Source organism: Zunongwangia endophytica, from assembly GCF_030409505.1.
GTDB classification, from domain to species: domain Bacteria; phylum Bacteroidota; class Bacteroidia; order Flavobacteriales; family Flavobacteriaceae; genus Zunongwangia; species Zunongwangia endophytica.
This window is the reverse complement of sequence record NZ_JAUFPZ010000002.1, coordinates 3,376,839-3,402,073: the sequence shown is the minus strand read 5'-3', so window position 1 is coordinate 3,402,073 and position 25,235 is coordinate 3,376,839. Positions and strand designations below refer to the sequence as shown.

Here is a 25,235-nt window from a genome sequence, read left to right as displayed (position 1 = left end):
AATATAACAAAATGCGCTTCTTTATAGAATAAATAAATTCTTAATCGATCATATCGAAACCGGTGTAAGGAACAAGTACTTCCGGAATTTTAATTCCGTTTTCTGTCTGGTAATTCTCTAAGATCCCGGCTAAAACTCTTGGTAAGGCCAAAGCACTTCCATTAAGCGTATGCACCAGTTCTTTTTTACCTTCTTTGTTTTTGTATCGCAGTTTTAAACGATTCGCCTGAAAGGTCTCGAAGTTTGAAACAGAACTAATTTCTAACCAACGATCCTGCGCGGTAGAAAATACTTCGAAATCATAAGTTAATGCTGAAGTAAAACCTAAATCGCCACCACAAAGTCTTAAAATTCGATAGGGCAATTTTAGATCTTTAAGCAGGTCTTTGATGTGATTTACCATACCGTCTAAAGCATCATAAGAATTTTCGGGCTTTTCGATTCTTACCAATTCTACTTTATCAAATTGGTGTAAACGATTTAAACCACGAACATGCGCACCATAAGATCCCGCTTCTCTTCTAAAACAAGGCGTATAACCTGTACAGGCGATTGGAAAATCTTTATCTGTTAAAAGATTACCACGATACATATTTGTAATTGGCACCTCTGCAGTAGGAATCATATAAAGATCGTCTTCAGTGATGTGATACATTTGCCCTTCTTTATCTGGCAGTTGCCCGGTACCGTAACCAGAAGCTTCGTTCACCATTAATGGCAATTGATATTCTGAATATCCTGCATCTACTGCTTTATCTAAAAAGTAAGAAACCAACGCACGTTGTAATCTTGCACCTTTTCCTTTATAAATGGGAAATCCTGCACCTGTTACCTTATTTCCAAGCTCAAAATCGATAATATCGTATTTTTTTGCAAGCTCCCAATGCGGTAAAGAACCTTCCGCTAAAACAGGAATATCACCTTCTTTAAAGATTTCTTCGTTATCATCTTCGCTTACTCCAGCAGGAACCGATTCTGTAGGAATATTTGGCACTGTATAAAGTAGCTTTTCTAACTCTGCAATACTGTTTGCCAAAAGCTCTGAATATTTTTTAGAATCTTCCTTTAATTTGCCTGTCTTCTCTTTTAAAAGATTAGCTTTTTGATGTTCTCCATTTTTAAACATCAATCCAATTTGCTTAGAAAGCTTATTAGATTCGGCCAAAGTATCATCAAGTTTGGTTTGAGTCGATCGACGGGTTTCGTCTAAACTCAATACCTCATCAAAAATAGATTCAGCATCAAAATTTCTTTTTTTAAGCGCTTTGATATACGCGTCTTTATGCTCTTTGATGTTGTTAACTTGTAACATAAGGCCAATTAATTTTATCGCCGTTAATAATATTTTGAACTCGCAAATGTAATAAAAGCGAAGCTAATTATTTATCTAAATTAGAAGGCAAAATCCAATCGTGATGCCCAAAATGATTCCACTCCTCATTAGCGATATCCACTTTAGGATCTATCAACCTTTCGTAAGATCTCCCGTTTACCGCAACTCGTGCATTTACAAAAACCTGTACGTCTTTGCCCTGCGCCGCATATTCATCTTTCAAGCGTTGAGAAAATTGCCAGATCATATCGGGCTTTGAATTAATCGCCCTGCGCTGTTTTCTAGAAAGATAGTCTTGTTTTTTAACGAATATCGTATCTGTAGTGCCTTTTTCTACCACTTTAAAAGTTGCCCTTCCGCTTTTTGTTCTAAGCATCATACGCCAGCTAAGACGATGCCCTTCTTCTGTCCACAAAACATTGTCTTTAATAAACCAATGGCGTAGCGGTAAGGAAATTTGCACTACAAACCATACGATTATGGCCAATTTCAACAATCCTTTTTGCTGCGGAACTATTACTTCATCACCGTCATAATGCGCTTTTTTATTCCGAAGTAAATATTTGTTCACTTGCTCTGTTGGAAAAAAGAACACACAAAATGCTAAAGATAAATACGGAAATATCCCAATATGAAAAATAAAGCTATTGAATAAATGAAAGAATACCGCTAGTATAAAAAACGGAAGACGCGTTCGCTTCCAGAGTAGCATCGGAACAATTAATAAATCGAAAACTAACCCGAAATAAGCAATTACCCATTTTATCCAATCTCGCTGAAGAAATTCGCCTACCAGCCAAAAGTCTTTCTTGCCACGCATTAACATTTCTGGCACTGTAGCATCCAACCAATCGGGATATAATTTAGCTACTGAAGCAAACGTGTACACTATAAATAACTGGATTACAATAAAGAGCCAAACCCATCTTGGCATTGATAGTGATCGAATGGCCTTGTTTTTCCAGGCGTCGTAAGATAATGCTCTATGCGCCGGTAAGAACACCATGATAAAGCATAGCAGCATTAAAAGGTAATAGTGATTGTTATACGATGACTTTTGCATTAAATAAACCGAAGCCCACATAATTGTATAGCAGGCCATCGAAAATCGATATTTAAAGCCAATCATAACCAGAAGGCCAAAAACTCCCATAAGACCATAGTAGTAATACATAAGGTCTCCAGGCAGTGGCTGCAAAAATTCAAAACCTATAAAATTGAAGGTGAAATTTGGTTCTACCAGGGTGCGGCGTACCCATCCTGTAAAAATACCTCCAAAAGCCTCAAGCGCAATTAATAATCCAAAAGCAATTCTAAAAAATACTAATCCTGAATTATCTACCTGCTTAAAAAGCCATTTATTCCACATAATTATCTTTTATATATTGCATAGAAAATGCCTGATCCTGACGCATTGCTGTTTTCAATTCTTCAACCGAATCAAATTTTTTCTCGTCTCTGATTCTTATAAGTAATTCGATCTTTAAATTTTTCTCATAAAGATCTTTATCCAGATCAAAGAAGTAAGTTTCGATAGTTTTTGAAACGCCTCCTACAGTAGGATTAGTTCCTATACTCATCATTCCGAAGTAATTCTTGTCGTCTATTATAGATCTTACTACATAAACGCCATTTTTAGGTATAAGCTTATAATCTTCTTCAATTTTAATATTGGCGGTAGGATAACCAAAATCTTTCCCCAGACCACGACCTCTTACAACTTTTCCTTCCAGAGAAAATGGATACTGCAGGTAAGTATTAGCTTTTTCTACAAGTCCTTCTTCTAAAGCATTTCGAATCTTTGTAGAACTTACGGCTACTTCTTCGATATCCTGTCTTGTAATTTCTTCAACTTCAAAATCAAACTCTTCTCCAAAAGCTTTAAGATCATCGATATTTGCTGTACGATTTCTACCAAATCGATGATCATAACCAATAATTACTTTTTTGGCTTTTAATTTTTCAACCAGAATATCTTTTACAAACTCTCTGGCACTTAGCCTGGAAAACTGCATGGTAAAAGGATGGATTACCAAATGATCCATACCACTTTGCTCTAAAATCTCGGTACGCTCTAAAATAGTATTGATCAATTTGATTCCGCTTTCTTTTTGCAAGACCATTCTGGGATGCGGAAAAAATGTAAGAATTACAGATTCTAAATTGTTGGCCTTTGCACTATCGACCAAACGTGCTATAATTTTTTTATGCCCTGCATGCACTCCATCAAACGTACCAATGGTTACAACCGTTGGTTTGTCACTTTCAAACTCATGCGCTCCTTTATGTATTTTCAAGGCTCTTTATTTTCCGTTAAATGAATTCATTGTATTAGAAACTCCTGCTGTACCAAAAGACCTTATTAATTCGGCCGATTTTTCTAATCGTTCTGGCATGTTTTTACGCTCCTCTTCGCCCCATTCGCCAAGTACATAATCGATTTGTTGACCTTGGGAAAATTCAGCACTAATCCCAAATCTGAATCTATTGTACTTTGTAGTATTAAGCTGATTTTGGATATCTTTTAAACCATTATGCCCACCATCACTTCCTTTTGTTTTAAGGCGCAAAGTCCCAAACGGTAGATTTAGATCGTCGGTTACTACAAGTAGATTTTCTACGGCGATTTTTTCTTTCTGAAGCCAATAATTAACAGCCTTTCCACTAAGATTCATATACGTGCTTGGCTTCAGCAAAACAAATGTTCTACCTTTAAACCGAAACTGCGCAACATCCCCAAGTTTTTGTGTGGTAAACACAGCTTCCTGTTTCGCTGCTAATTCATCCAAAATTTTAAAACCAATATTGTGGCGTGTATTTTCATATTTTGGACCTATATTCCCTAGGCCCGCGATTAAAAATTTCTTCATGGGATCAATATCTTCTTCTGTAGCTTTCTTACTTTTTAAAATTCTTCCGAAGAACGACAGCATTTTATTTCTTTTGGTAAAGATAAAATTTTCGCCTTGCTTTTAATAATGGCAATGCTAAAGTTCTTGAAAAAAAATATCCCGTATCAAAAATGATACGGGATATTTTATAATAATATTCAGAAATAAAAGCGTTTATTCTTTTACCGCTGCAACATCATCTGTTTCTGTAGATGGTACATCCTGTGGATCAACATCATCGTCCTCGTCATCCTCGATAGCAACGATATTACGAGAAGTTCTAACCTGGCAAATTACTGTATTTTCTGGGTGCTGAACTTTATAGTCTTCGCTATCTACAGCTGTAACATAAAGTTTTTGACCAATTTTTAATTTAGTAACATCTGCCTCGATGTAATCTGGAAGGTCTCCTGGTAAACCACGTACTTTTAAACGACGTAAGTTATATCTTAATACACCACCATTCTTAACACCACGTGCAACACCAACGGTATGGATTGGAATTTCCATAGTGATGTGCTTGTCGTCAAATATTTCGTAGAAATCAACGTGAAGGATGTTTTCAGTCACTGGGTGAAACTGAATATCCTGAAGAATTGCATTGTACTTTTCTCCACTTTTCAACTCGATTACTACAGTGTGTACATCTGGTGTGTACACTAAGTGCTGGAATGAAATTTCCTCGGTTGTAAAGTGTAATGGCTCTGCATCACCACCATACAATACACAAGGAACCTGTCCAGCATTACGTAGCGCTTTAGTAGCTTTCTTACCTACGCTTTCTCTTTTAGATCCTTTGATCGTAATTGACTTCATTTCTTATTTATTTTTAAGGAGTGCAAAATTGCAACATTTTGCTGAGATATTAAAGTCTGATTCTAAATTTTTTAGCAGAAAAAGATTACATTAAAAATTTAGAGCTAATCGAACGATTACCATGTACACGTTGCATAACATCTGCAAATAGATCGGCACAACTAACAACTCTTATTTTATCGCACTTTTTTCTTAGCGGAATAGAATCGGTTACGATAAGTTCCTGAAGTTTTGATTTTTCTACTCGCTCGTAAGCATCACCCGAAAGTACAGGATGTGTACAGATAGCACGAACGCTTAATGCGCCACGCTCCATCATTAAATCTGCTGCTCGAGTTAGTGTTCCTGCCGTATCTACCATATCATCAACCAGCACTACATTTTTACCGGTTACATCGCCAATTAATTCCATATGAGAAATTATATTCGCCTTCTCTCTTTGCTTATAACAAATAACCACATCACTTTCTAAAGCTCTCGAATACGCGTAAGCTCTTTTAGAACCACCCATATCTGGAGATGCAATCGTTAAGTCGTTTAAATTTAAACTTCTTAAGTAAGGAAGAAATACGGTTGAAGCGAATAAATGATCTACAGGTTTTTCGAAAAATCCCTGAATCTGATCGGCATGAAGATCCATAGTGATAATTCTCGTTGCACCAGCGGTTTCTAGAATACTCGCAATCATTTTTGCAGCAATAGGAACTCGCGGCTTATCTTTTCGATCCTGTCTTGCCCATCCAAAATAAGGCATTACCGCAGTAATGTGTCTGGCTGAAGCTCGTTTAGCGGCATCTAGCATTAACAGCATTTCCATTAAATTATCTGCTCCTGGATTAGTAGAACCGATAATAAACAATCGAGCGCCACGCACAGATTCCTCGAAAGACGGCTGGTATTCACCATCACTATACGTAGAGGTAATCACGTTCCCTAATTTACTACCGTACGAAGCTGCTATTTTTTCTGCAAGACCCCGGCTTTGGGTACAGCTAAAAATCTTAGCTTCGGTTAAAGGAGTATTCATTGTTGTGTTGTTTAATTATTAATTAATAGTTGCGTTGCAAATTTAGAAATTAATTCTGTGCAAAGAACTTCTAATTTTAAATCTGCAAAAATCAATTAAACAACCTGAAGATTTAGAAATAACAGCCGCGACCGCCGCTTTTCGCTCTTTTATTAGCTCTACTTTTATTTTGATTCGTAAAGATTGCATAATGAACATTTAAAGTTAGTATGTTAACTCTAGCATCATCTAATAAAAAAACTTGGTTTGAACCATCATATGGTAAAACGGCAGTTTGATTCTCATCGGAGTCGAAAGTCCAATCATACATTAAACTTAGTTCCAATCTTTCATTCAATTGGAGCTTAAACCCGGAAACTATATTCAGATTACTCATATTATCTCTCAAGTCCTCTCCTCTAACATCGAAATCATTCCTCACTATATTCTGATATCCTGGACCAACTACTAGATCGATATTCCTGAAGATTTCGTATCCAAACAATAATTCAAAATTCAATTTATCTAATGTAAAAATAGGTGAGGAATTTGGAAATTCATATTCTCCCCTAGACCTGTAAAATAGAACTTGAGGACGAATTAAAAATTTACCAAAGGTTCTTTCGTAAAAAATTCCTCCCTGCCCTCCGAATGTCGCATCTGGAGCAAAATGCAAATTTGGACCTCCTACTAAATCTCCATTATGAGATTGTAACGAATAGTTAAAACCTGCTGTTAATCCAAATTTAGACTCCTGAGCGACAACGCTAGTAAAAAAGAATAACAACAATAAGGCTAATATATTTTTCATAAAATAGAATTGGGGGCGGAAAATTATGAATTTTACATTTCAAACCGAACTTAAGATTGATAAAAATTTATTAATTAGCACTATATTAACGATATGTAATCAATATCGGTTTGAAATAATGTATGATTAAGTAGTTTCAGTAATCACTTATAAGTTAGCCGAACGGCATAACTCAAGTTTTTACCAGAAATATAACTCTCACCTTTCGTGAAGAATGTTAAGGCACCATTATCTATATCATAACCATTCCAAACGTCCTGAATGCCGCCGGTTAGGGTTATTTCTGTTTCGCTGACTTTAAAGTTGAAAGCGTACCTATTCTGCCTGGCAATTAAACTACCCGTGCCATCTTCATTGAAAATATATACGTTTTGTTCCAGACTATTTTTTAACTGCTGTTCTAAATTTGCAATGATAGCAGGATCACTTTCATTAACATCTATGAAATTAAGCCCACTAAATTTCCATTCATTTTCATTAACCAGCCATTTTCTTCTTGTTTCTAGATCAGGATCAGCATCATAGCCATCATCAGAATTACATGATGTTGTTAGAAAAAACAATAAAATACCAAGGCAAAAGAACAATTTCTTCATATATCTGAAATTTAAAATAGGCATCCAAATTAACAAAACTAGCTTAAAAAAGCACTAGCAATAGGCCGCTTGTAGATCTTCAGTAAAAAGAACCTTATAAATATCTGAAAATCAATATTATCGAAGAACTATAATTTTTAGATATAAAAAAAGCCGAGATCTTTATCTCAGCTTTCTTGTACCTTGGGTGGGAATCGAACCCACACTCCCGAAAGAACTGGATTTTGAATCCAGCGCGTCTACCAATTCCGCCACCAAGGCAATTGGACGGCAAAATTAAAAAATTATTCGATATCTAATGCATTTTTATTTAAAAATCCGTTTTTTGAAAATTCAGTATAAAATCTAAAAACGCTTTCCAAAAAAAATCCACCTCGGGATAGAGGTGGATTTAAGAAACAAAAGGATGATACACGTCCTAAGACCTGTATCTTTATTTCCTTAAAGAGCAAGCTCCTTAAGTTGATTGTAAATTGGGATAACTTACAAACAGAATCAACATCAAAAAAAGAGAAAATATCTTACAAACCTGTTAGCTGCAATTGATCTAAATGTAAAATTTAGCTTCAATAATTGTTAGCAATATTACCTAAAGATGAAGAAATCGAAACCAGAAAACCGCTGCTACTTCATCTTAAAATAACTTACAAAAACTAAGAATTTCAGCTCTAGGTTTTTATATCTCAAATTAGTAGAAAACAAAATCTCCCGGCTTGAGAAGCCGGGAGATTAATTTCATAAAAATGAAATAGAGAAATTGAACGAAATACTTCATCAACACTATTAAGAACTTCTAGTATTATGAACTATTAATCCAAATGTACCTTTTCATACAGCATCAAAACATACCTTAACGAGGGTATATTTTAAAATTCGTATTTAGATTGTAACGCGTAGCGCAATAATTCTCCAGGCCCGTGGAGATCTAATTTCCTAATCATGTTTTTACGATGCGTTTCTACTGTTGTTTTCCCTATAAACAAAGCATCTGCTATTTCTTGATTGGTTCTACCTTTTGCAATTAACTTCAGGATTTCAACTTGTCGTTTGGTAAGTATGCCTTTACTTTCGGTTTTAGAAGCTTCAGTAGTTAAACTTAAATTAGGATCGTAATATAATTTTCCTTCAGCAACATCCATTATCGATTTTTCCATTTCAGATAATGGCGAATTCTTTAATAAGTATCCCGTTGCACCGGCTTGTAGCATTTTATCGACCGCTTCGTCCTGATCGAACATGCTAAAAGCGATAATCCCAATCCTATCGAATGTTGCTTTTATAAGTTTTGCAGCTTCAATCCCATCCATAACCGGCATTCTAATATCTGTTAATACCACATCGGGAATATTTTTTTCTACTAATGCTAGCAATTCTTTACCATTAGTAGCCTGACCAATAATCGAAATGTGATCGTGATATTTAAAATACGCTATAATTCCATCGGCTACTGCCAAATGATCTTCTGCTAGTACTACTCGTATCATGATATTGGGATATTTAAAATTACTGTTGTACCGCTACCTAATTGGCTATCGACATCTACATTTCCGCCAATATGTTCTATCCGTTTAATTATAGATGCTAAGCCCATGCCGTTATTTTCTTTAATGGTAGTAGGATCGAAACCTTTACCATCGTCTTCTACCATAATATTAATATGATCGTCGAAAGCCGTTATATGCACAATTATTTCTGAAGCTGCTGCATGCTTAATAACATTGGTAATTAGCTCCTGTATAATACGGAAAAGTGTAATCTCCTGGCTAGTTTCCAGACGCCTTTCCATATCATGATCTTCGATATGAATTACAAGACTACTACCTGTAGCTACTTTAGCGGCATAATTTTTTATAGAAGGCACTAATCCTTCGCTGGTTTTAAGACCGGCGTTACGCTGATGGGCATAATTCCTGACTTGCTGATAGGTTTCATCTAACAGCGAATCGGTAGTTTTAAACAACTCGTCTTGCTCATCTCGTAAACGACCTGTTTTAATTTTTAAATTCTGAAAATGCAACTTTAAGGTTGCCAGTAAGCCACCTAAATTATCATGAAGATCGTTTGCTATTTGCTGGCGTTCTTTTTCCTGCCCTTCTAGCATGGCATCTAAACCGGCTAATTCCTGATCTTTTAATTGTTTTTCTAACTGATTTTTTTCTAAAGCCGACTGTTTAATTTGAAGTTGTTTTTTTGCAATACGGTTACGGTACACCAAATAACTAGCGACCAATAACAGTACTAACAAAATTATACCCGAAAACAACCAAGTTCGATATTGTTTTAAACGAAGATTCTCATTTTCTTTTTTCTGAACCTCGTACTTGGTTTGGATATCGTAAATCGCTTTTTCCTGATCTTCCAGGTTTAAACTATCCTGATAGGCTTGGGTTAGTTTATAATATTCTAAAGCTTTGTTTGGTTTATTGGCAAGCTCGTAGGTTTTTGCCATTAAATCATATAAAAAACGCTTGTTACTTTTACGATATCGTTTCCCTAAAATTGAATCTGCCTTTTGATAACTTGCAATAGCTTTATCATATTCTCCTAATTTTTTATAAGCACTAGCAGTATTTTGGTAGCTTGATTGTATACCGCTAGAGTGACCTTGTTTTTTATACAACTTTAATGCTTTGCTAAAGTAGTATAATGCAGAATCCTTTTGAGATGTAAATTCATTATATAATACCCCAAAATTGTTTAGCATATCGGCTTCAGCCAAGGTATCCTTATCTATCTTTATTAATTTTAGTCCTTTTCTGAAGTATTTAAACGAACTATCTACCGTCGACTTTTTAGCAAAGTTGGCTCCAATCCGATAATAAGCTTTTCTTAAATTTTTGGAATTATTTTGTGAAAGATGATAATCTAAATACTCATTGATGTATTCTTTATAATGTAATTGATCACTACCAATATTTTTTACTATCTCAAAGAGTTCCAGATTTATGGTTGCTACTCTCTCTAAACTATCTATTGTAGTGTATAGTTTTTTGGCCTTTAATAATAAAGGATAGGCTTCTGAATCTTCCCTTCTGAATTTATAATTAGAAGCTTGTAAGTAATAAAACCTGGCTTTTTGCGGAACCGATAATTTGGTGGTGTCAACTTCTGCTAGAAGATCTAAAGATAGTTGATAATTATCCGCTTCTTTAGAAGCTTCCGCTTTATCCAACAGCTCTTGCTGCGCAAAACAAGAAACCAGCCCAAAAAATGCAAATCCACAAAAAGCCAGTAGTTTTTTCATTATCCTTGACCTCTTAAAACACTTTCTCCCACAGTTTCTTCATCTTCAGGATCGCCAACGCCGCCGCCCAATCCTACAGGTAGCTTCCAGACAATTTTAAATTTTAAATACTTGAAGTTCTGTTCGCTTAAATTTATATCTATCGTTTCTACTACAGATACATCAACAGGAGCTATCGCTTTATCTCCTGTAACTGTAATTTGTACTTTTAAAATATCTGAAATTAATGCACTATTACCAACTACGACATATTTTTTATAATTGAAATTTTCAGGCAAATGCAAATCAACAGTATATTGATCGTCACTGGTTTTTTGTAAATTATCCACATAAAAAAGTGGATTCGCGCTAGAGTTGCTCATTTGTAAAATTTAGATTTATATTTCATCTAAAATTAACAAATATTTTAAGGCTTTCAAGTTAGTTTCAGAAATTATCAAAATCCGCGTAGTTTCTTCTATTTAGCAACTTTTATATAAAAAAAGGCCTCTTTATCTAAACTGAATTAAGTTTTTCTTAACAAGTCTTGGAATATAATTAATTCCTTATAATTGCGATTTGTAAGAATTCACTTTCAAACTTACAAAACAAGGGCAATTACCGGTAGGAATAGCATTAAAATAAAATGGCGCAGCCTTAGAGACCGCGCCATTTATAGACTTTAGAACAAACTTTTATAATAGACAATTACTCCTTGCTTTGTAGATAACAACTGTCTCGATAGTCAAATCTAAAAAACATTCCTAAAACACACAATTTTTATTTAGATTAATTTTAAATAAAATAGATTTGGCTGGCTTGTTCTCCACTATACTTTAATTACTTGTAAACTTTGTGATTTTATTAAGAAGTTGTATTTTCGGCACTATTAGCCTTTTTCCCTATGTCACAATTTTGGTTATATCTTAATTTAGGCCTGGAGCATGTTTTAGATTGGAATGCTTACGATCACATTCTGTTCTTTATCGCATTGGTTGCTTCGTATACATTTACTTCCTGGAAAAAGATGTTATGGCTGGTTACTATTTTTACACTTGGGCATACACTGGCGTTATTTCTATCTACTTACGAGATTGTAATTGTAGATACATCGTGGGTAGAATTTTTAATCCCGGCATCGATTATAATTACCGCGATATACAATATTCTAACCGCTAGTAATAAAGAAAAGGCTTACAACCCCAAATTGCTTTACTTTACCACCGCTTTTTTTGGTGTTATACACGGCTTAGGATTTTCAACCTATTTTAAAATGCTTAGTAGCGGGTTTTCTTCAAAAATATTCCCACTTCTAGAATTTGCCTTAGGTATAGAATGCGCACAGGCAATCGTTGTTTTATGTGTTTTGATACTGGCATTTATTGCTCAAAACTTCTTTCGCGTTTCCAAAAGAGATTGGGTGCTTATAGTCTCGGCCATTGTTATTGGTATCGTACTTCCTATCTTGAGAGATAATTTCAATGCGATTTAATTAATTTTAACGCACTAAAATTGGTTTAACCTGTAGCTTACAATATTTTAGCGGTTCTTTACCTAAAATAAGATAAACGATCTCCCATTACAGCGCATGCAAAAAGACAAACAACTTAAATACGACAAAGCTTATTTAAGAATAGCAAGAGAGTGGAGTAAACTATCTCATTGCAAAAGAAAACAAGTTGGTGCCGTGATTGTAAAAGATCGAATGATAATTTCTGATGGGTACAACGGGACACCAAGCGGTTTCGAGAATTTTTGCGAAGACGAAGCAGGATACACCAAATGGTATGTTTTGCATGCTGAAGCTAATGCGATTTTAAAAGTTGCCGCTTCTACGCAATCTTGCCAGGGAGCCACCTTATACATTACCTTATCACCATGTAAAGAATGCAGTAAATTAATTCATCAGGCAGGGATAAAAAGATTGGTATATTGTGTAGATTACAAAGACAATAGTGGTCTTGATTTTCTGAATAAAGCCGGGATAGAGCTAATGCAAATAACTGAATTGGACGATTGAAAACGAATAGAAAAATATATACCCCGCTTTTATTAGGGATCGCTTGCGCCATTGGCGTTTACATGGGCGGTAAAATAAACTATTCGTCCTCCAATCAGCTTTTCTCTTCCAATCCTAAAAAAGAAAAATTAAACCGATTAATCGACTATATCGATTACGAATATGTAGACGATGTAAATACCGATAGCATTGTAGATGTAACGGTTAATACGATCTTAAAAGGTTTAGATCCTCACTCGGTTTATATTCCGGAGCGAGAATACGACGATGTTTCCCAAAATATGAAAGGTGATTTTGTAGGAATTGGGGTTAGTTTTTATGACATCAACGACACCATTATGGTGATCCAGCCGCTAGAAGGCGGGCCCAGCGAAAAAATAGGAATTCGTGGTGGCGATCGTATTTTATACGCAAATGATAAGCCACTTTTTGATCTTGGGGTAAGCAGCGATTCGTTAACCACATTTTTAAAAGGAAAACGCGGCAGTAAAGTTGAATTAAAAGTAAAACGCCCAGGTTACGATAAGCTTCTAACTTTCGAGGTGGAACGCGATAATGTGCCAATTAAAAGTGTTGAAGCAGTTTATATGCTGAATAAAACCGTAGGCTACATTAAAATAAATCGATTTGCTGAATCTACTTATGACGAATTTCGTGCTGCAATCAAAGCATTACAAATAGCCGGTGCTAAAGAAATAGCGCTGGATCTTCGAGACAATCCCGGCGGTTACCTTGCGGAAGCGATAAATATTACCGACGAATTTTTAAAAGAAGATAAGCTGGTGTTATTTACTAAAAACAAAAGCGGATCTATAGAAAAAACATTTGCGCAACGCGAAGGCGATTTTGAAAATGGTCACGTTTACGTGCTTATCAACGAAAATTCTGCCTCAGCAAGCGAAGTGGTTGCGGGAGCGTTACAGGATAACGATGTGGGAACCATTATAGGGCGACGTTCTTACGGGAAAGGCTTAGTGCAACGAGAGATGGATCTTGGCGACGGTAGCGCCGTAAGATTAACTATTGCGCGATACTATACACCAACAGGACGCTCCATCCAAAAACCTTATGAAAACGGAAATGCCAACTACTTTAGAGACTACGAACGTCGTTACGAAAATGGCGAATTAAAAAGTGTCGATAGCATAAAAGTAGATGACTCTTTAAAATATGTAACCCCGGGCGGCAAAGTTGTTTATGGCGGTGGCGGGATTATTCCAGATGTCTTTATCCCGAAAGACATCGAAATCGAACGAGAACACATTAGTATTTTATTAAATCGTGGATTTTTAAGTCGGTTTATTTTTCAGGAATTAGAACGAAAAAGATCCTACTATAATTCACTTTCTAAAAAAGAATTCGACGACAAAGTAGCCATTAACGACGAAACTATTGATCGTCTAATCGCCTACGGAAAAAATGAAGGTTTAAGTATTCGACTTACCAAATATAAGCCATTAATGATACAGTATTTAAAAGCAGTGATGGCACAGCAGCTATTTGGTTCTACTTATTTTCAGCAGTTAAAAAATGAAGGCGATCCGGTAATCGATAAAGTTTTAGAATTATCTGAAGAAAAGAATAATTTTAAAGATTAAATGGAAGATCCAGAAGTTCTATTAATATACAGCTTAAGCATCTCGCTATTCTTTTTTGTGGTCGCAGTAAGCTTCCGCTTACTGGATAATAGCGCTTTTTTAATGCTGAATAAGGAAATTTTCGTGGATTCTTCTTACGTTTCCAAACAGCGTATTAAAAGACATATCGTTGCGCACCCAGAAGATAAGGTGTTTACCAGCAAATTAAAAAGAGCTTTGTTTTACCGTTGCCTGCACAAAGTATTTTTGATACTTATGGCAAGCTCTTTAGTAGTTACTATTGCAGCACTAATATTAGGATAATTTATCGTGAACTTTGGTATGTTCACCATCGTTCCAATCGGTAAGAATATCTGTGGCTACCGCAGCTCCACTTCCGCAAGCTATCGAATATTGGCTTCGCCATCCAGCTAAAGATCCCGCTACATAAAGATCTGGGATCACAAGATGATCTTCATTCATTAACTGAATTCGATTTTTAGAAGCTTTCGCTTTTTTATGAGGCATTACATATTTATCCAAACCGCCAATTCTAAAATTGTCTGAATAGCCGATAGCGATCACTATCTTTTTTGCCAAATATCGCTCTTTATTGGTTTTAAGCTCGTAAATGCCTTCATCATTTTTACTAATATGCTGAAGTTTCTCTCCTTTAAGCTGCGTTACTTTTGGATATAGTTCTTCCAATTGCTGCGAGCCTTCCTGTAGCAAAGTTCTGCCTTCTGTACCTGGTTTCAATCCCAAAACATTATTAAACAATGCATTTTGTAGATCTGAAGATTTTTGATGAAGAATAATACCAACTTTTTTATCCTCGGCATATTCTTTATCCAAAGCCGAACCAATTACTAAAGCACAAGACATCGCTGCAGCGCCACCGCCCACAATTAAAAGATCATATTCCATAATTAGCTGCTATGTTTTTTAGCGATTGCTCTGGATACCAATAAAATCCCCATTAAAACGATTACACAAAGGCTAGCAATAATTGCGATTAAAGCGCCACCACTCTCATCTTCCATAATATGGCTACTAAAATCTAAAATGGTAATATTAAAACCAATTACAACAATTCCTAAAAAGATGATCGTGTAGATTAAATACTTTGTCATTTAAATAAACTCTGAATGTTTGCGGCAAAAAGTTTAACGGCGATTGCCAGTAAAATAACGCCAAATATCTTTCGGATAACGTTTATACCCTGGGATCCTAAAACCCTCTCGATTTTTCCCGAGGATTTTAAAACTATATATACAAAGATAATATTGATTATGATAGCGACAATAATATTTATGGTTTCATATTCGGCTCTTAGTGATAACAACGAAGTCATTGTTCCTGCTCCCGCCACTAGTGGAAAGGCTAGCGGAACGATCGATGCAGATTCTATCGAGTCATCTTTATAAAGACTAATCCCCAAAATCATTTCTAAAGCAAGGAAAAACAGGATAAAAGCACCGGCAACAGCAAAAGAGTTTACATCGATACCAATAAGATTAAGAATCTCTTTTCCTAAAAACAAAAAAGCAATCATTAGCAATCCTGCCACTATAGAAGCTTTCTCACTTTGGATATGCCCTACCTTTTTACGCAAATCCAAAACTATTGGAATACTACCAATAATATCGATAACCGCGAATAAAACCATGCCCGCAGTAAACACTTGTCTGAGATCGAACAGTTTAAACATAATTCAAAATTTTTTGCAAAAGTAATTTTTCATAACAAATTGAGCCATTTTGAAATGCAAATATTTGCTAAATAATGAGGCGCTTTTCTTTATAAAATCAATCATAAAATTATCTTTGCCGTATGTTTCAGTTAGGTAAAACCATAGTATCAGAAGAAATTCTTAAAAAAGAATTTGTTTGTAATATAAGCGCATGTAAAGGTGCTTGTTGTGTAGATGGAGACGCAGGAGCTCCCGTAGAAGAATATGAGAAAGAAATTATGGATAGAATCTATCCAAAAGTAAAACCCTTTCTTAGACAAAAAGGCATAGATGCCATCGAAGAGCAAGGCAAGTACATCACTACCGATTTTGGAGAACTAGAAACTCCGTTAATCGACGGTGCAGATTGTGCCTATGTAACTTTCGATGATAAAGGCACCGCTTTATGTGGCATAGAGCAGGCCTACAATCAAGGCGAGATCGATTGGAAAAAACCAGTTTCCTGCCATCTTTATCCGGTTCGAGTTCAGCAATACTCAGAGTTTGCTGCGGTAAATTATCACCAGTGGCATATTTGTGATGATGCCTGTAGCTTAGGAGAAGAGCTTGGCGTACCAATCTACAAATTCACCAAAGAAGCATTGATTAGAAAATTTGGCGAAGATTGGTATATGGAACTAGAAAAAGTAGCCGAAAAACTATAATCTGGGCGTTGCCTGCGGCCGGGCTTTCGCTACTCGCTTCGCAAGATTTACCAATCTTGCAAGAGCTCAAGCAAACCGCTCTATCCCTAACGCAAAATCAAAATCATGAACTGGGAACAACTATTATCATTAAAACGATCTGGAGATAACAATAAGCGCTTACGTAAAGAACAAGACGAAACCCGCTTAGGTTTCGAGGTAGATTACGACCGTATTATTTTCTCTTCAGCTTTTAGAAGTTTGCAGGATAAAACACAGGTGATCCCACTTTCTAAAACCGATTTTGTACACACGAGATTAACCCATAGTCTAGAAGTTTCTGTAGTTGGGCGTTCTTTAGGCCGACTTACCGGAAAGAAAATTTTAGAAAAGCATCCGCATTTAAGCAAAATCCATGGCTACCAGATGAACGATTTTGGTGCCATCGTTGCTGCTGCCGCTTTAGCTCACGATATCGGGAATCCACCTTTTGGACATTCCGGAGAAAAAGCAATAGGAGAATATTTCTTAAACGGAAACGGTAAAAGATTTAAATCACAGCTTAGCGATAAAGAATATCAGGATCTTATTAAGTTTGAAGGAAACGCAAACGGATTTAAAATTCTAACTCAGGATCGGCCCGGCACTCCCGGCGGACTAAGAATTAGCTATGCGACCCTTGGGGCTTTTATAAAATATCCTAAAGAGTCACTACCGCATAAACCAACTTCTAATATTGCCGATAAAAAGTTTGGCTTCTTCCAGAGCGAAAAAGAAACCATGATCGATGTGGCAGAAGAACTTGGCTTAACCAAAACCGGTAAAGAGGGCAACATTAGTTTTTCACGGCATCCACTAGCTTTTTTAGTAGAAGCAGCAGATGATATTTGCTATACCATTATCGATTTTGAAGACGGAATTAACCTTGGTCTCATCGACGAAGATTATGCTTTGGAGTATCTTATAAAACTGGTTAAAGACACGATTTCTACACCAAAATATAACTCACTTCAAAACACGGCAGATCGTCTTAGCTACTTAAGGTCTTTAGCGATAAACACGTTAATTAGAGAAGCCGCCGAAATTTTCTTGGAAAATGAAGATCAAATTTTGGCAGGTGAATTTCATCAGTCGTTATTCGATAAAAGCAAGTACGAAGCGCAGATAAAGGATATTATAAAAATAAGCGTAGAAAAAATATACCAGAGTGAGGAAGTAATCAATAAAGAAATTGCAGGCTACAAAATGCTGGAAACTTTATTGGAAACCTACACCAAAGCTTTTTTACCAGAAAACGAAGATCCAGATTCTAATTTTAATGATTTGGTTTTACGATCATTACCAAAATTAAAACACTTGCAATCGGAAACTTCAGTATTTCAAAAGCTAATTCAGATTTGCTCGTACACCGCATCTTTAACCGATGGATTTACGGTTTCTTCTTTCAAAAGATATCAAGGTTCAGGTTTCTAATTTCAGCTTAAAAAACATAAGTAAAACCAATCCCAAGAAGTTGTTTCCATTGCACTCTTGGTCCTAAAGTTTCTAACTCGCCATCGTCGTTGGTATCTTCCTTATACTTTACATCATCATCGTAAAGTATATGTGACCCGATATTGGCTTTAATAAAGTCGTTTACTTTCATATCGAAATTCAGTTGCCAGTCGATATCAATATTCCCGAATTTGTTTAGATAATCGGAGTATAAACTTATTTGCGTATTCATATTCACATTAGGAAAAACCTGCGTCTTGTAATCGCTGGTAACTAAAAATCCGAATTCTGTACGTACTTTATTTCCTTCTTTAATAAGATTTCCGTCGTCATCATATTCCGCTCCTTCTACCCCATACGCTCCCTCATTGGCTAACCTTTGATCTAAAACGAAAGTAGATTTCTCGGTTACCGGGGATATGTAGGCATTAAAATTTTCATCGGGATGCGAAAATTGCGTACCCACACCAATTAAAAGATAACCGGGCGCCATAAATCTGGAAATTGCCGCATCTTTATTAGGATACTTATATCCATTAGAAAACTGTGTTCTAAAATCTATATTCCCAGAATAATACCAGTTAGAAACAGAATCTGCTCGATATCCAAAAGTGGTTTTAAAATGAAGTTGATCGTCGGTCTTTCTTAGTTCCTGCCCCTGCTGCGAGTTAAGACCATATCTAAAAGAAAGATAGTTTTTCCAGTTGGTAAATTTCTTTTTGAAATTTCGCTCAAACTCACCGTGAAACAAAGCGGCTATAGAGTTGTTACCCCCTGCATTCCAATTCACAAAGGCAACTTCATTTAGATTCACTCCTACAGCATTCTTTTCAGACCAGTAAATTACTACCTGCTCCACATCTGCTGAATCTTGCGGCGTCTGTGTGGTGTCTTGCGCCGTTTGATTTTGTGCATATGTTGGTAAAGAAAATACACCAAGAAAGAATGAAATACTAATTAAACTAAGAATTAATCGGGCTTTCATTAACTATTTTAGATTATTCGGATTCGCTAAATTAAAAATTAAAACAAAGATTTTATCACTTGCACTATAGTTTTAACGTCTATTCCAGAGATTTCTTGTAATTCATCAATTTTTCCGTGTTCTATAAACAAATCCGGAACGCCTAAACATTTTATTTTATGGGAATAATTATGCATTGCAGCAAATTCTAAGATGCTACTCCCAAAACCACCTTTAACCACTCCGTCTTCAATAGTAAGAATGCTTTTGTAGTTATCGAATATATGATGCAGTAATTCTTCATCTAAAGGTTTTACAAACCTCATATTGTATAATCCTACGGGCTTTTTTATTTCCGTTAAGGCAGCTTTCGCATTTTTTATAATAGATCCAATACAAAGGATGGCAAGATCTTCACCTTCATTTTCACAAACTCCTTTTCCTATTTCCAAACTTTCAAATGGCATTTGCCAGTCTTTCTCTACTCCTCTACCTCTGGGATAACGTATGGCAATTGGATTTGATAATCCAAGTTGAGCGGTATACAGTAATTGTCTTAACTCAATCTCATTAGCCGGTGCGGCTACAATCATGTTGGGAATAGCTCTTAAAAAAGTGATATCAAACAAGCCGTGATGCGTAGCTCCATCTTCTCCTACAAGACCAGCACGATCCAAACAAAATATCACGGGTAGCTTTTGCAAAGCGACATCGTGAATTACCTGATCGTAAGCTCGTTGTAAAAATGTAGAATAAATATTGCAAAAAACAATTGCCCCCTGTGTTGCCATTCCCGCCGCGAGAGTTACGGCATGCTGCTCGGCAATTCCTACATCGAATGCTCTTTTAGGAAATGCATCCATCATATATTTTAAAGAGCTGCCAGTTGGCATCGCCGGTGTGATTCCTATAATTTTTTGATTTTGTTTAGCTAATTCTACAAGCGTCAACCCAAAAACGTCTTGATATTTTAGCGGTAATCCATCCACATCATAAGAAAGTAATTCTCCTGTGTCTGGCTTAAATTTTCCGGGAGCGTGGTATTTCACCTGATCTTCTTCTGCTTTTTTTAATCCTTTACCTTTTGTAGTGATAACGTGCAAAAATTTAGGCCCTGATGTATTTTTCAATTCTTCCAGAATAGTCACCAGAGCTGTAAGATCGTGCCCATCAACCGGGCCAAAATAATTAAAATTAAGGGCTTCGATCATATTCCCTTTTTTAGGTTTATATCCAACTTCAGCTTTTGAGAGATATTCTTTTAAAGCACCAACGCTAGGATCGATTCCTATTGCATTGTCATTTAAAATTACCAATAAATTAGCATCGGTTACCCCGGCATGATTTAAACCTTCAAAAGACATTCCGCTAGCGATCGACGCATCACCAATAACTGCTATATGATGCTTTTTTAAATCTCCGTTTAGTTTGGAAGCTAATGCCATTCCCAAAGCGGCTGAAATTGAAGTAGAAGAATGCCCAACACCAAAAGTATCATAGACACTTTCTTCTCTTTTCGGGAAACCACTAAGACCGTTCAACTGGCGATTCGTATGAAAATTATCTCGTCTTCCCGTTAAAATCTTATGCCCGTAGGCTTGGTGACCAACATCCCAAACCAGCAGATCATTTGGCGTATTAAAAACAAAATGAAGGGCAATAGTTAACTCTACCACACCAAGACTAGCACCAAGATGTCCTTCTTTTACTGCAACAATTTCTATAATAAACTGCCGTAACTCCTGTGATAGTAATTTTAATTCATCACTGGATAAATGTTTAAGATCTGCTGGATCTTCTATGTTGTTTAAAATCGTATACGCCATAATCGTCACAAATTTAGCTTTATCCTGAAACTAATTTGAATATTTATAACTTCCTTTTTTATCTTGCTGAAAAATACTGCCGTGCTTACACCATACGATGACAATTACTTTATGAAAAAAGCCTACGAAGAAGCTGAAATTGCTTTTGAAAAAGGAGAAATACCAGTTGGCGTAGTGGTCGTAATAAAAAACCGAATTATCGCCAGAGGTCACAATCTTACTGAAACCTTAAACGATGTTACCGCTCACGCCGAAATGCAATCCATTACGGCTGCCGCTAGTTTTTTAGGTGGTAAGTATCTAAGAAATTGCACCATGTATGTCACTTTAGAACCCTGCCAGATGTGTGCAGGTGCTTTATATTGGAGCCAGCTTTCTAAATTGGTTTTTGGAGCAAAAGATACGCATCGAGGTTATCAAAAATATGGCGTTCAGTTACATCCAAAAACTAAAGTGATACATGGAATAATGGAAGAAGAATGTGGGCAATTGCTTAAAAAATTCTTTGTTGAAAAACGCAATCTTAACTAGGCTTCACCTTACATAACGCACTTTTTTAAGAAAACTTTTTAGCTTACAGAACTTGAAATGTTATAGATAGTTAAAAATTAGTCTCGTCTGCGATTTTTTTTGAAATTTCACGCGCTAATTAGAGCGCAATCACGTCTTCAAAACTACAGATTTGTATATGGTAAAAGAATATATACTACAGCATCCCTACTTCAATTTAAACAAATTTTCACTTCTTTTTCTGCTGATATTAGGTACAGGAATTAATCATTCTTATGCTCAAAATTCAGAAAGAAAAGTTTCCCAAACATTTTATTTAACAGGAAATACAGGTGTCGACGAAAGTGACTACACCGCACAGGTCCTTTCAGCAATTAATAAAATGTCCCAACAAGATGAAAAAGCAACTTTTGTCGCTTTAGGAAATATTACACCTAAAACTGGTTTTCCACCTAAGAAAAAAGACAGAGCAAAAGTAAAGGAGCTGTTGCGAAAAAACCTGATGGAACCATTGGAAAACTTTAACGGTAGAGTAATTTATACTCCCGGTAAAAACGAGTGGAATAAAAACGGGCACGAGAACATCGACGATATGGAGTCGTTTTTACAGGATAATAGTAAAGCCGAATTTTGGCCTAACGATGGATGTGTAAGAGAACTCGAGGATTTAGACACCGATAATATTGAGTTTTTAATGGTCGATTCTCAGTGGTTTTTAGAGGATTGGGATGATCATTTATACATCAATAATGATTGTGAACTTAAAACTAGAGAAGAATTCTTCACTAAATTTAAAGATGACCTTAAGGATGAGCAAAACAAGACCTTAATTGTTGCGATACATCATCCAATATTAAGTAATACAAAACTGAATGTTCTTCAAAAAACAGGAGGTTTCAACAAAGAAGATTTTTATAGCCAACAACGTAAAAGACTTAGAGGAACGATAGAAACACTTTCTAATATGTTCCCAGATGTTATTTTTGTGTCAGGAAGTGACCAGAATCTTCAATTTTTATCTGACGACGGAATTCCACAAATTATAAGTGGAACCGGAGGTAAGAAAACGAAAAAGGCTAAAGCTGATGAGGATGAAGGACAATTCGCTTCTAGTGATCATGGTTTTGCCAGACTTACTGTTTATGACGATAGAAGCTCTGAAGTAGAATTTTACTCGGTTGAAGGTGGTAACACTAAAAAATTGTTTAGCACGATTATTAAACGCCAGCAAACGACTTTAGACGAAGTTTCTTACCATGATTTAAGCGATTATCCTTCTACGATAAAGTCTTCTATTTATACAGAAGATGAAACTAAGAAAAGTGGTTTTTACAGTTTCTTTTGGGGAAAACACTATCGTGATGTCTACAGCAAAGAAATCGATGCTAAGGTTTTAAGATTGGATACTTTACCGGGAAATCCTGTAGCGATTTCTGAAGGTGGTGGTCACCAATCAAGATCAATCAGAATTAAAGATGATAACGATCACGAATTTACTTTAAGAGAACTACGTAAAAGTGCTTTAAGATTTATCCAATCTGCCATAAAGAATCATTACGTAGAAGATTACATGGAAAACACTGTAGCCGAAAAACTGGTACAGGATTTTTATACAACAGCGCATCCTTACGCCCCGTTCGCATTGAATCCGATGTTTGATACTTTGAATATCTACAATGCTGAACCTGAAATTTACTATTTACCGAAGCAAAAAAATCTAAACATTTTTAATAAAGCTTACGGTGATAAGCTATACATGCTGGAAGTTCATGCCGGTGATGAAAATAAAGATAATAGCAAATTTGGAAGTCCAGACGATATTGTGTCTACTACAGATTTGTTGTTAGACATGAAAGATTCTAAAGAATATCAAATAGATCAAAATCAATTTCTTAAAGCTCGTTTGGTAGATATGCTAATTGGTGACTGGGATCGTCACTTTGATCAATGGCGTTTCTCTGAATTTGAGCAGGAAGACGGCACTAAACTTTACGAGCCTATTCGTCGTGACCGCGACCAGGCATTTCCTCGCTATGATGGGCCACTTATCAAACTTTTTAGTTTAGCTATTGTAGATTTCAGAAAAATGCAGGATTATGAAAAAGGAGTGAAAAATGTAAAATGGCTTAATTTTGATGGGTATCCACTAGACCAGGCATTCATAAAAACACTTACTTGGGAAGACTGGCAAGATCAGGTTAAATATATCCAAAATCAACTTACAGATCAGGTAATTGAAGATTCTTTTAAAATCCTTCCTAAAGAAGTACAAGATGAATCTATAGACGATATCATTAGAGCTACTAAAGAGCGAAGAGACGATCTTATGGGAACTGCTCGACGTTATTATGAGTTTTTATATCGTTTCCAGGTAGTTACAGGAACTGAAGAAAAAGACAAATTTCTTATTACCAGAAAGCCAGATGGAAAAACAACTATTTCTATTGAAACTGAAGATGAAATTGTTTTTGAGAGTACATACGATAAAAAAATCACTAAAGAGATTTGGTTGTACGGTTTAGACAGCAAAGATGATTTTAAGATTGTAGGCGATGGAGATCATTATATAAAATTAAAAATTATAGGTGGCGAGAACAATGACACTTACGATTTTGAAAATACTCGTAATGCTAAGCTTTACGATTACAAGAATAAAAAGAATACCGTAAAAGGAAGCAGCAACAAATGGCTGGTAGACGATTATGATATCAATAATTACAGTCCTGAAAAAAGAAAATACAGCACAAACGTTATTCTACCAAGCGTAGGATGGGATCCAGATGCAGGTTTTAAAGTAGGTGTTAGAGATACGTACACTACTTTTGGTCTTGCTAATAATCCTTTTGAATCGCAACATCAGTTTGAAGGTGCATATTATGCAGCAACATCTGGTTTCGAATTTAATTACGCGGGAGAATTTGCGCATATTTTCCATAATTGGAATTTTGGTATCGAAGCTAGAATTACCAGTCCTAATTACGCAATTAACTATTTTGGTACCGGTAACGATACTGGCTACGACGATGATGCTGTTGATAGAGATTACAACCGAATAGGAATTGCACAGTGGAGTTTTGCTCCTTCTCTAATTTATAGAGATGGATCTGGAATCAACTTTACCATCAAACCATTAATCGAATCTAATAAAGTAGACTATAAAGCCGACGAAGCAACCGGTGCGTTTTTCGACAGCAACGACGATGTTTTTGAGAGCCAGATCTATGCCGGTGGAGAAGTATCTTTTCAATATAAAAATAAAGGAAATGAGCTTTCTTTTATAAGAAGAGGTTTCCAATTTGATATTGCAACAGGATACAAAACGAATATTGATGAATTTGATAACGAATTTATTTACTTAAAGCCTTCTGTTTCTACCGATTATCCTCTTCACGAAAGTGGATTGGCTGTACTTGCAACAAAAATAGGAAGTAACATGATTTTTGGTGATAACTACGAATTTTATCACGCCGCAACTTTAGGAGGTAATCGTAGCTTAAGAGGTTATAGAAACGAACGTTTTAACGGTAAAACTTCTTTATATCAAAGCACCGATTTAAGAGTAGGAATTACAAAATTCAGAACCAATTTTGTCCCTGTTCGTATGGGATTCACTTTAGGATTTGATTATGGTCGTGTTTGGGAAGAAGATGATAATTCTGAAAAATGGCATAACGATTTTGGTGGTTCTATATTTATTAATGGGTTTAACGCCTTGTCTGGAAATTTAGGGCTCTATCATAGTGAAGACGGGAACAGAGTGATGTTTACACTAGGATTCAACTTCTAAAAAAA

General features: G+C 35.8%; 24 protein-coding genes and 1 tRNA gene. 8 read left to right on the top strand and 17 right to left on the bottom strand.

The annotated features are described in order from the left end of the window. Positions 1–40: 40 nt before the first annotated feature. The 12 genes from serS to QWY91_RS14820 all read right to left on the bottom strand — a co-directional run bounded on the left by serS (position 41) and on the right by QWY91_RS14820 (position 11,059). Complete coding sequence (gene serS / locus QWY91_RS14875; protein WP_290236289.1) at positions 41–1,312, bottom strand: serine--tRNA ligase; 1,272 nt, start codon at positions 1,310–1,312, stop codon at positions 41–43. Positions 1,313–1,379: 67 nt separating this feature from the next. Further along, complete coding sequence (locus QWY91_RS14870; protein ID WP_290236288.1) at positions 1,380–2,702, bottom strand: HTTM domain-containing protein; 1,323 nt, start codon at positions 2,700–2,702, stop codon at positions 1,380–1,382. Continuing rightward, positions 2,692–3,630: a bifunctional riboflavin kinase/FAD synthetase gene (locus QWY91_RS14865; protein WP_290236286.1), complete on the bottom strand. Its 939-nt coding sequence runs from the start codon at positions 3,628–3,630 to the stop codon at positions 2,692–2,694. The genes QWY91_RS14870 and QWY91_RS14865 overlap by 11 nt, the downstream gene beginning before the upstream one ends. A gap of 6 nt (positions 3,631–3,636) precedes the next feature. Further along, positions 3,637–4,266 carry an aminoacyl-tRNA hydrolase gene (gene pth, locus QWY91_RS14860; protein WP_290236285.1) on the bottom strand — a complete coding sequence of 210 codons (630 nt, stop codon included), beginning with the start codon at positions 4,264–4,266 and terminating at the stop codon, positions 3,637–3,639. 132 nt (positions 4,267–4,398) lie between these two features. Next, positions 4,399–5,040: a 50S ribosomal protein L25/general stress protein Ctc gene (locus QWY91_RS14855; RefSeq protein ID WP_290236284.1), complete on the bottom strand. Its 642-nt coding sequence runs from the start codon at positions 5,038–5,040 to the stop codon at positions 4,399–4,401. 85 nt (positions 5,041–5,125) lie between these two features. Beyond that, on the bottom strand, positions 5,126–6,067 hold the full coding sequence (locus tag QWY91_RS14850) for a ribose-phosphate pyrophosphokinase (RefSeq protein WP_290236283.1): 942 nt from the start codon (positions 6,065–6,067) through the stop codon (positions 5,126–5,128). Positions 6,068–6,179: 112 nt separating this feature from the next. After that, on the bottom strand, positions 6,180–6,857 hold the full coding sequence (locus QWY91_RS14845; protein WP_290236282.1) for an outer membrane beta-barrel protein: 678 nt from the start codon (positions 6,855–6,857) through the stop codon (positions 6,180–6,182). A gap of 143 nt (positions 6,858–7,000) precedes the next feature. Next, positions 7,001–7,453, bottom strand: a complete 453-nt coding sequence (locus tag QWY91_RS14840; RefSeq protein WP_290236281.1) for a DUF5640 domain-containing protein — start codon at positions 7,451–7,453, stop codon at positions 7,001–7,003. Between the two features lie 179 nt (positions 7,454–7,632). Next, positions 7,633–7,714 (bottom strand) — tRNA-Leu (locus QWY91_RS14835). Between the two features lie 605 nt (positions 7,715–8,319). After that, positions 8,320–8,937, bottom strand: coding sequence for a response regulator (locus QWY91_RS14830; protein ID WP_290236280.1), 618 nt, complete (start codon positions 8,935–8,937; stop codon positions 8,320–8,322). After that, positions 8,934–10,697: a tetratricopeptide repeat-containing sensor histidine kinase gene (locus QWY91_RS14825; RefSeq protein WP_290236279.1), complete on the bottom strand. Its 1,764-nt coding sequence runs from the start codon at positions 10,695–10,697 to the stop codon at positions 8,934–8,936. The genes QWY91_RS14830 and QWY91_RS14825 overlap by 4 nt, the downstream gene beginning before the upstream one ends. After that, positions 10,697–11,059, bottom strand: coding sequence for a hypothetical protein (locus QWY91_RS14820; RefSeq protein ID WP_290236278.1), 363 nt, complete (start codon positions 11,057–11,059; stop codon positions 10,697–10,699). The genes QWY91_RS14825 and QWY91_RS14820 overlap by 1 nt, the downstream gene beginning before the upstream one ends. A gap of 521 nt (positions 11,060–11,580) precedes the next feature. Here QWY91_RS14820 and QWY91_RS14815 point away from each other — a divergent pair. The 4 genes from QWY91_RS14815 to QWY91_RS14800 all read left to right on the top strand — a co-directional run bounded on the left by QWY91_RS14815 (position 11,581) and on the right by QWY91_RS14800 (position 14,597). Beyond that, positions 11,581–12,168 (top strand): HupE/UreJ family protein, encoded by a 588-nt coding sequence (locus tag QWY91_RS14815; protein WP_290236277.1) that lies wholly within the window; start codon positions 11,581–11,583, stop codon positions 12,166–12,168. 96 nt (positions 12,169–12,264) lie between these two features. Continuing rightward, entirely contained in the window at positions 12,265–12,696 is a 432-nt protein-coding gene (locus tag QWY91_RS14810; protein WP_290236276.1) for a deoxycytidylate deaminase, read from the top strand. Next, on the top strand, positions 12,693–14,294 hold the full coding sequence (locus tag QWY91_RS14805; protein WP_290236275.1) for a S41 family peptidase: 1,602 nt from the start codon (positions 12,693–12,695) through the stop codon (positions 14,292–14,294). Before QWY91_RS14810 ends, QWY91_RS14805 begins: the two co-directional genes overlap by 4 nt. After that, positions 14,295–14,597, top strand: a complete 303-nt coding sequence (locus QWY91_RS14800; RefSeq protein ID WP_290236274.1) for a hypothetical protein — start codon at positions 14,295–14,297, stop codon at positions 14,595–14,597. Here the strand turns inward: QWY91_RS14800 and QWY91_RS14795 are convergent. Genes QWY91_RS14795 through QWY91_RS14785 form a run of 3 tightly spaced genes read right to left on the bottom strand, consistent with a single transcriptional unit; the run spans position 14,589 to position 15,984 of the window. Next, positions 14,589–15,200: an FAD-dependent oxidoreductase gene (locus QWY91_RS14795; protein ID WP_290236273.1), complete on the bottom strand. Its 612-nt coding sequence runs from the start codon at positions 15,198–15,200 to the stop codon at positions 14,589–14,591. The genes QWY91_RS14800 and QWY91_RS14795 overlap by 9 nt on opposite strands. A gap of 2 nt (positions 15,201–15,202) precedes the next feature. Further along, positions 15,203–15,406, bottom strand: a complete 204-nt coding sequence (locus QWY91_RS14790; protein ID WP_290236272.1) for a hypothetical protein — start codon at positions 15,404–15,406, stop codon at positions 15,203–15,205. Then, positions 15,403–15,984, bottom strand: a complete 582-nt coding sequence (locus tag QWY91_RS14785; protein WP_290236271.1) for a MarC family protein — start codon at positions 15,982–15,984, stop codon at positions 15,403–15,405. The genes QWY91_RS14790 and QWY91_RS14785 overlap by 4 nt, the downstream gene beginning before the upstream one ends. Before the next feature lie 122 nt (positions 15,985–16,106). Here QWY91_RS14785 and QWY91_RS14780 point away from each other — a divergent pair, with 122 nt between their 5' ends. After that, positions 16,107–16,670: a DUF3109 family protein gene (locus QWY91_RS14780; RefSeq protein WP_290236270.1), complete on the top strand. Its 564-nt coding sequence runs from the start codon at positions 16,107–16,109 to the stop codon at positions 16,668–16,670. A gap of 105 nt (positions 16,671–16,775) precedes the next feature. Further along, a complete protein-coding gene (gene dgt / locus QWY91_RS14775; protein ID WP_290236269.1) occupies positions 16,776–18,122 on the top strand; it encodes a dGTP triphosphohydrolase in 1,347 nt (448 codons plus the stop codon). Positions 18,123–18,129: 7 nt separating this feature from the next. On the opposite strand, the gene QWY91_RS14770 is transcribed toward dgt, so the two are convergent. Together QWY91_RS14770 and dxs are read right to left on the bottom strand one after the other, a co-directional pair. After that, the gene (locus QWY91_RS14770; RefSeq protein ID WP_290236268.1) at positions 18,130–19,128 is read right to left on the bottom strand and encodes a DUF3078 domain-containing protein; all 999 of its coding nucleotides are present in this window, start codon (positions 19,126–19,128) and stop codon (positions 18,130–18,132) included. Positions 19,129–19,166: 38 nt separating this feature from the next. Continuing rightward, positions 19,167–20,933, bottom strand: a complete 1,767-nt coding sequence (gene dxs / locus QWY91_RS14765) for a 1-deoxy-D-xylulose-5-phosphate synthase (protein ID WP_290236267.1) — start codon at positions 20,931–20,933, stop codon at positions 19,167–19,169. 81 nt (positions 20,934–21,014) lie between these two features. On the opposite strand from dxs, the gene QWY91_RS14760 reads away from it, so the two are divergent. Beyond that, positions 21,015–21,464: a nucleoside deaminase gene (locus QWY91_RS14760; protein WP_290236266.1), complete on the top strand. Its 450-nt coding sequence runs from the start codon at positions 21,015–21,017 to the stop codon at positions 21,462–21,464. 157 nt (positions 21,465–21,621) lie between these two features. After that, on the top strand, positions 21,622–25,230 hold the full coding sequence (locus QWY91_RS14755) for a BamA/TamA family outer membrane protein (RefSeq protein WP_290236265.1): 3,609 nt from the start codon (positions 21,622–21,624) through the stop codon (positions 25,228–25,230). The last annotated feature ends 5 nt before the right edge of the window (positions 25,231–25,235 follow it).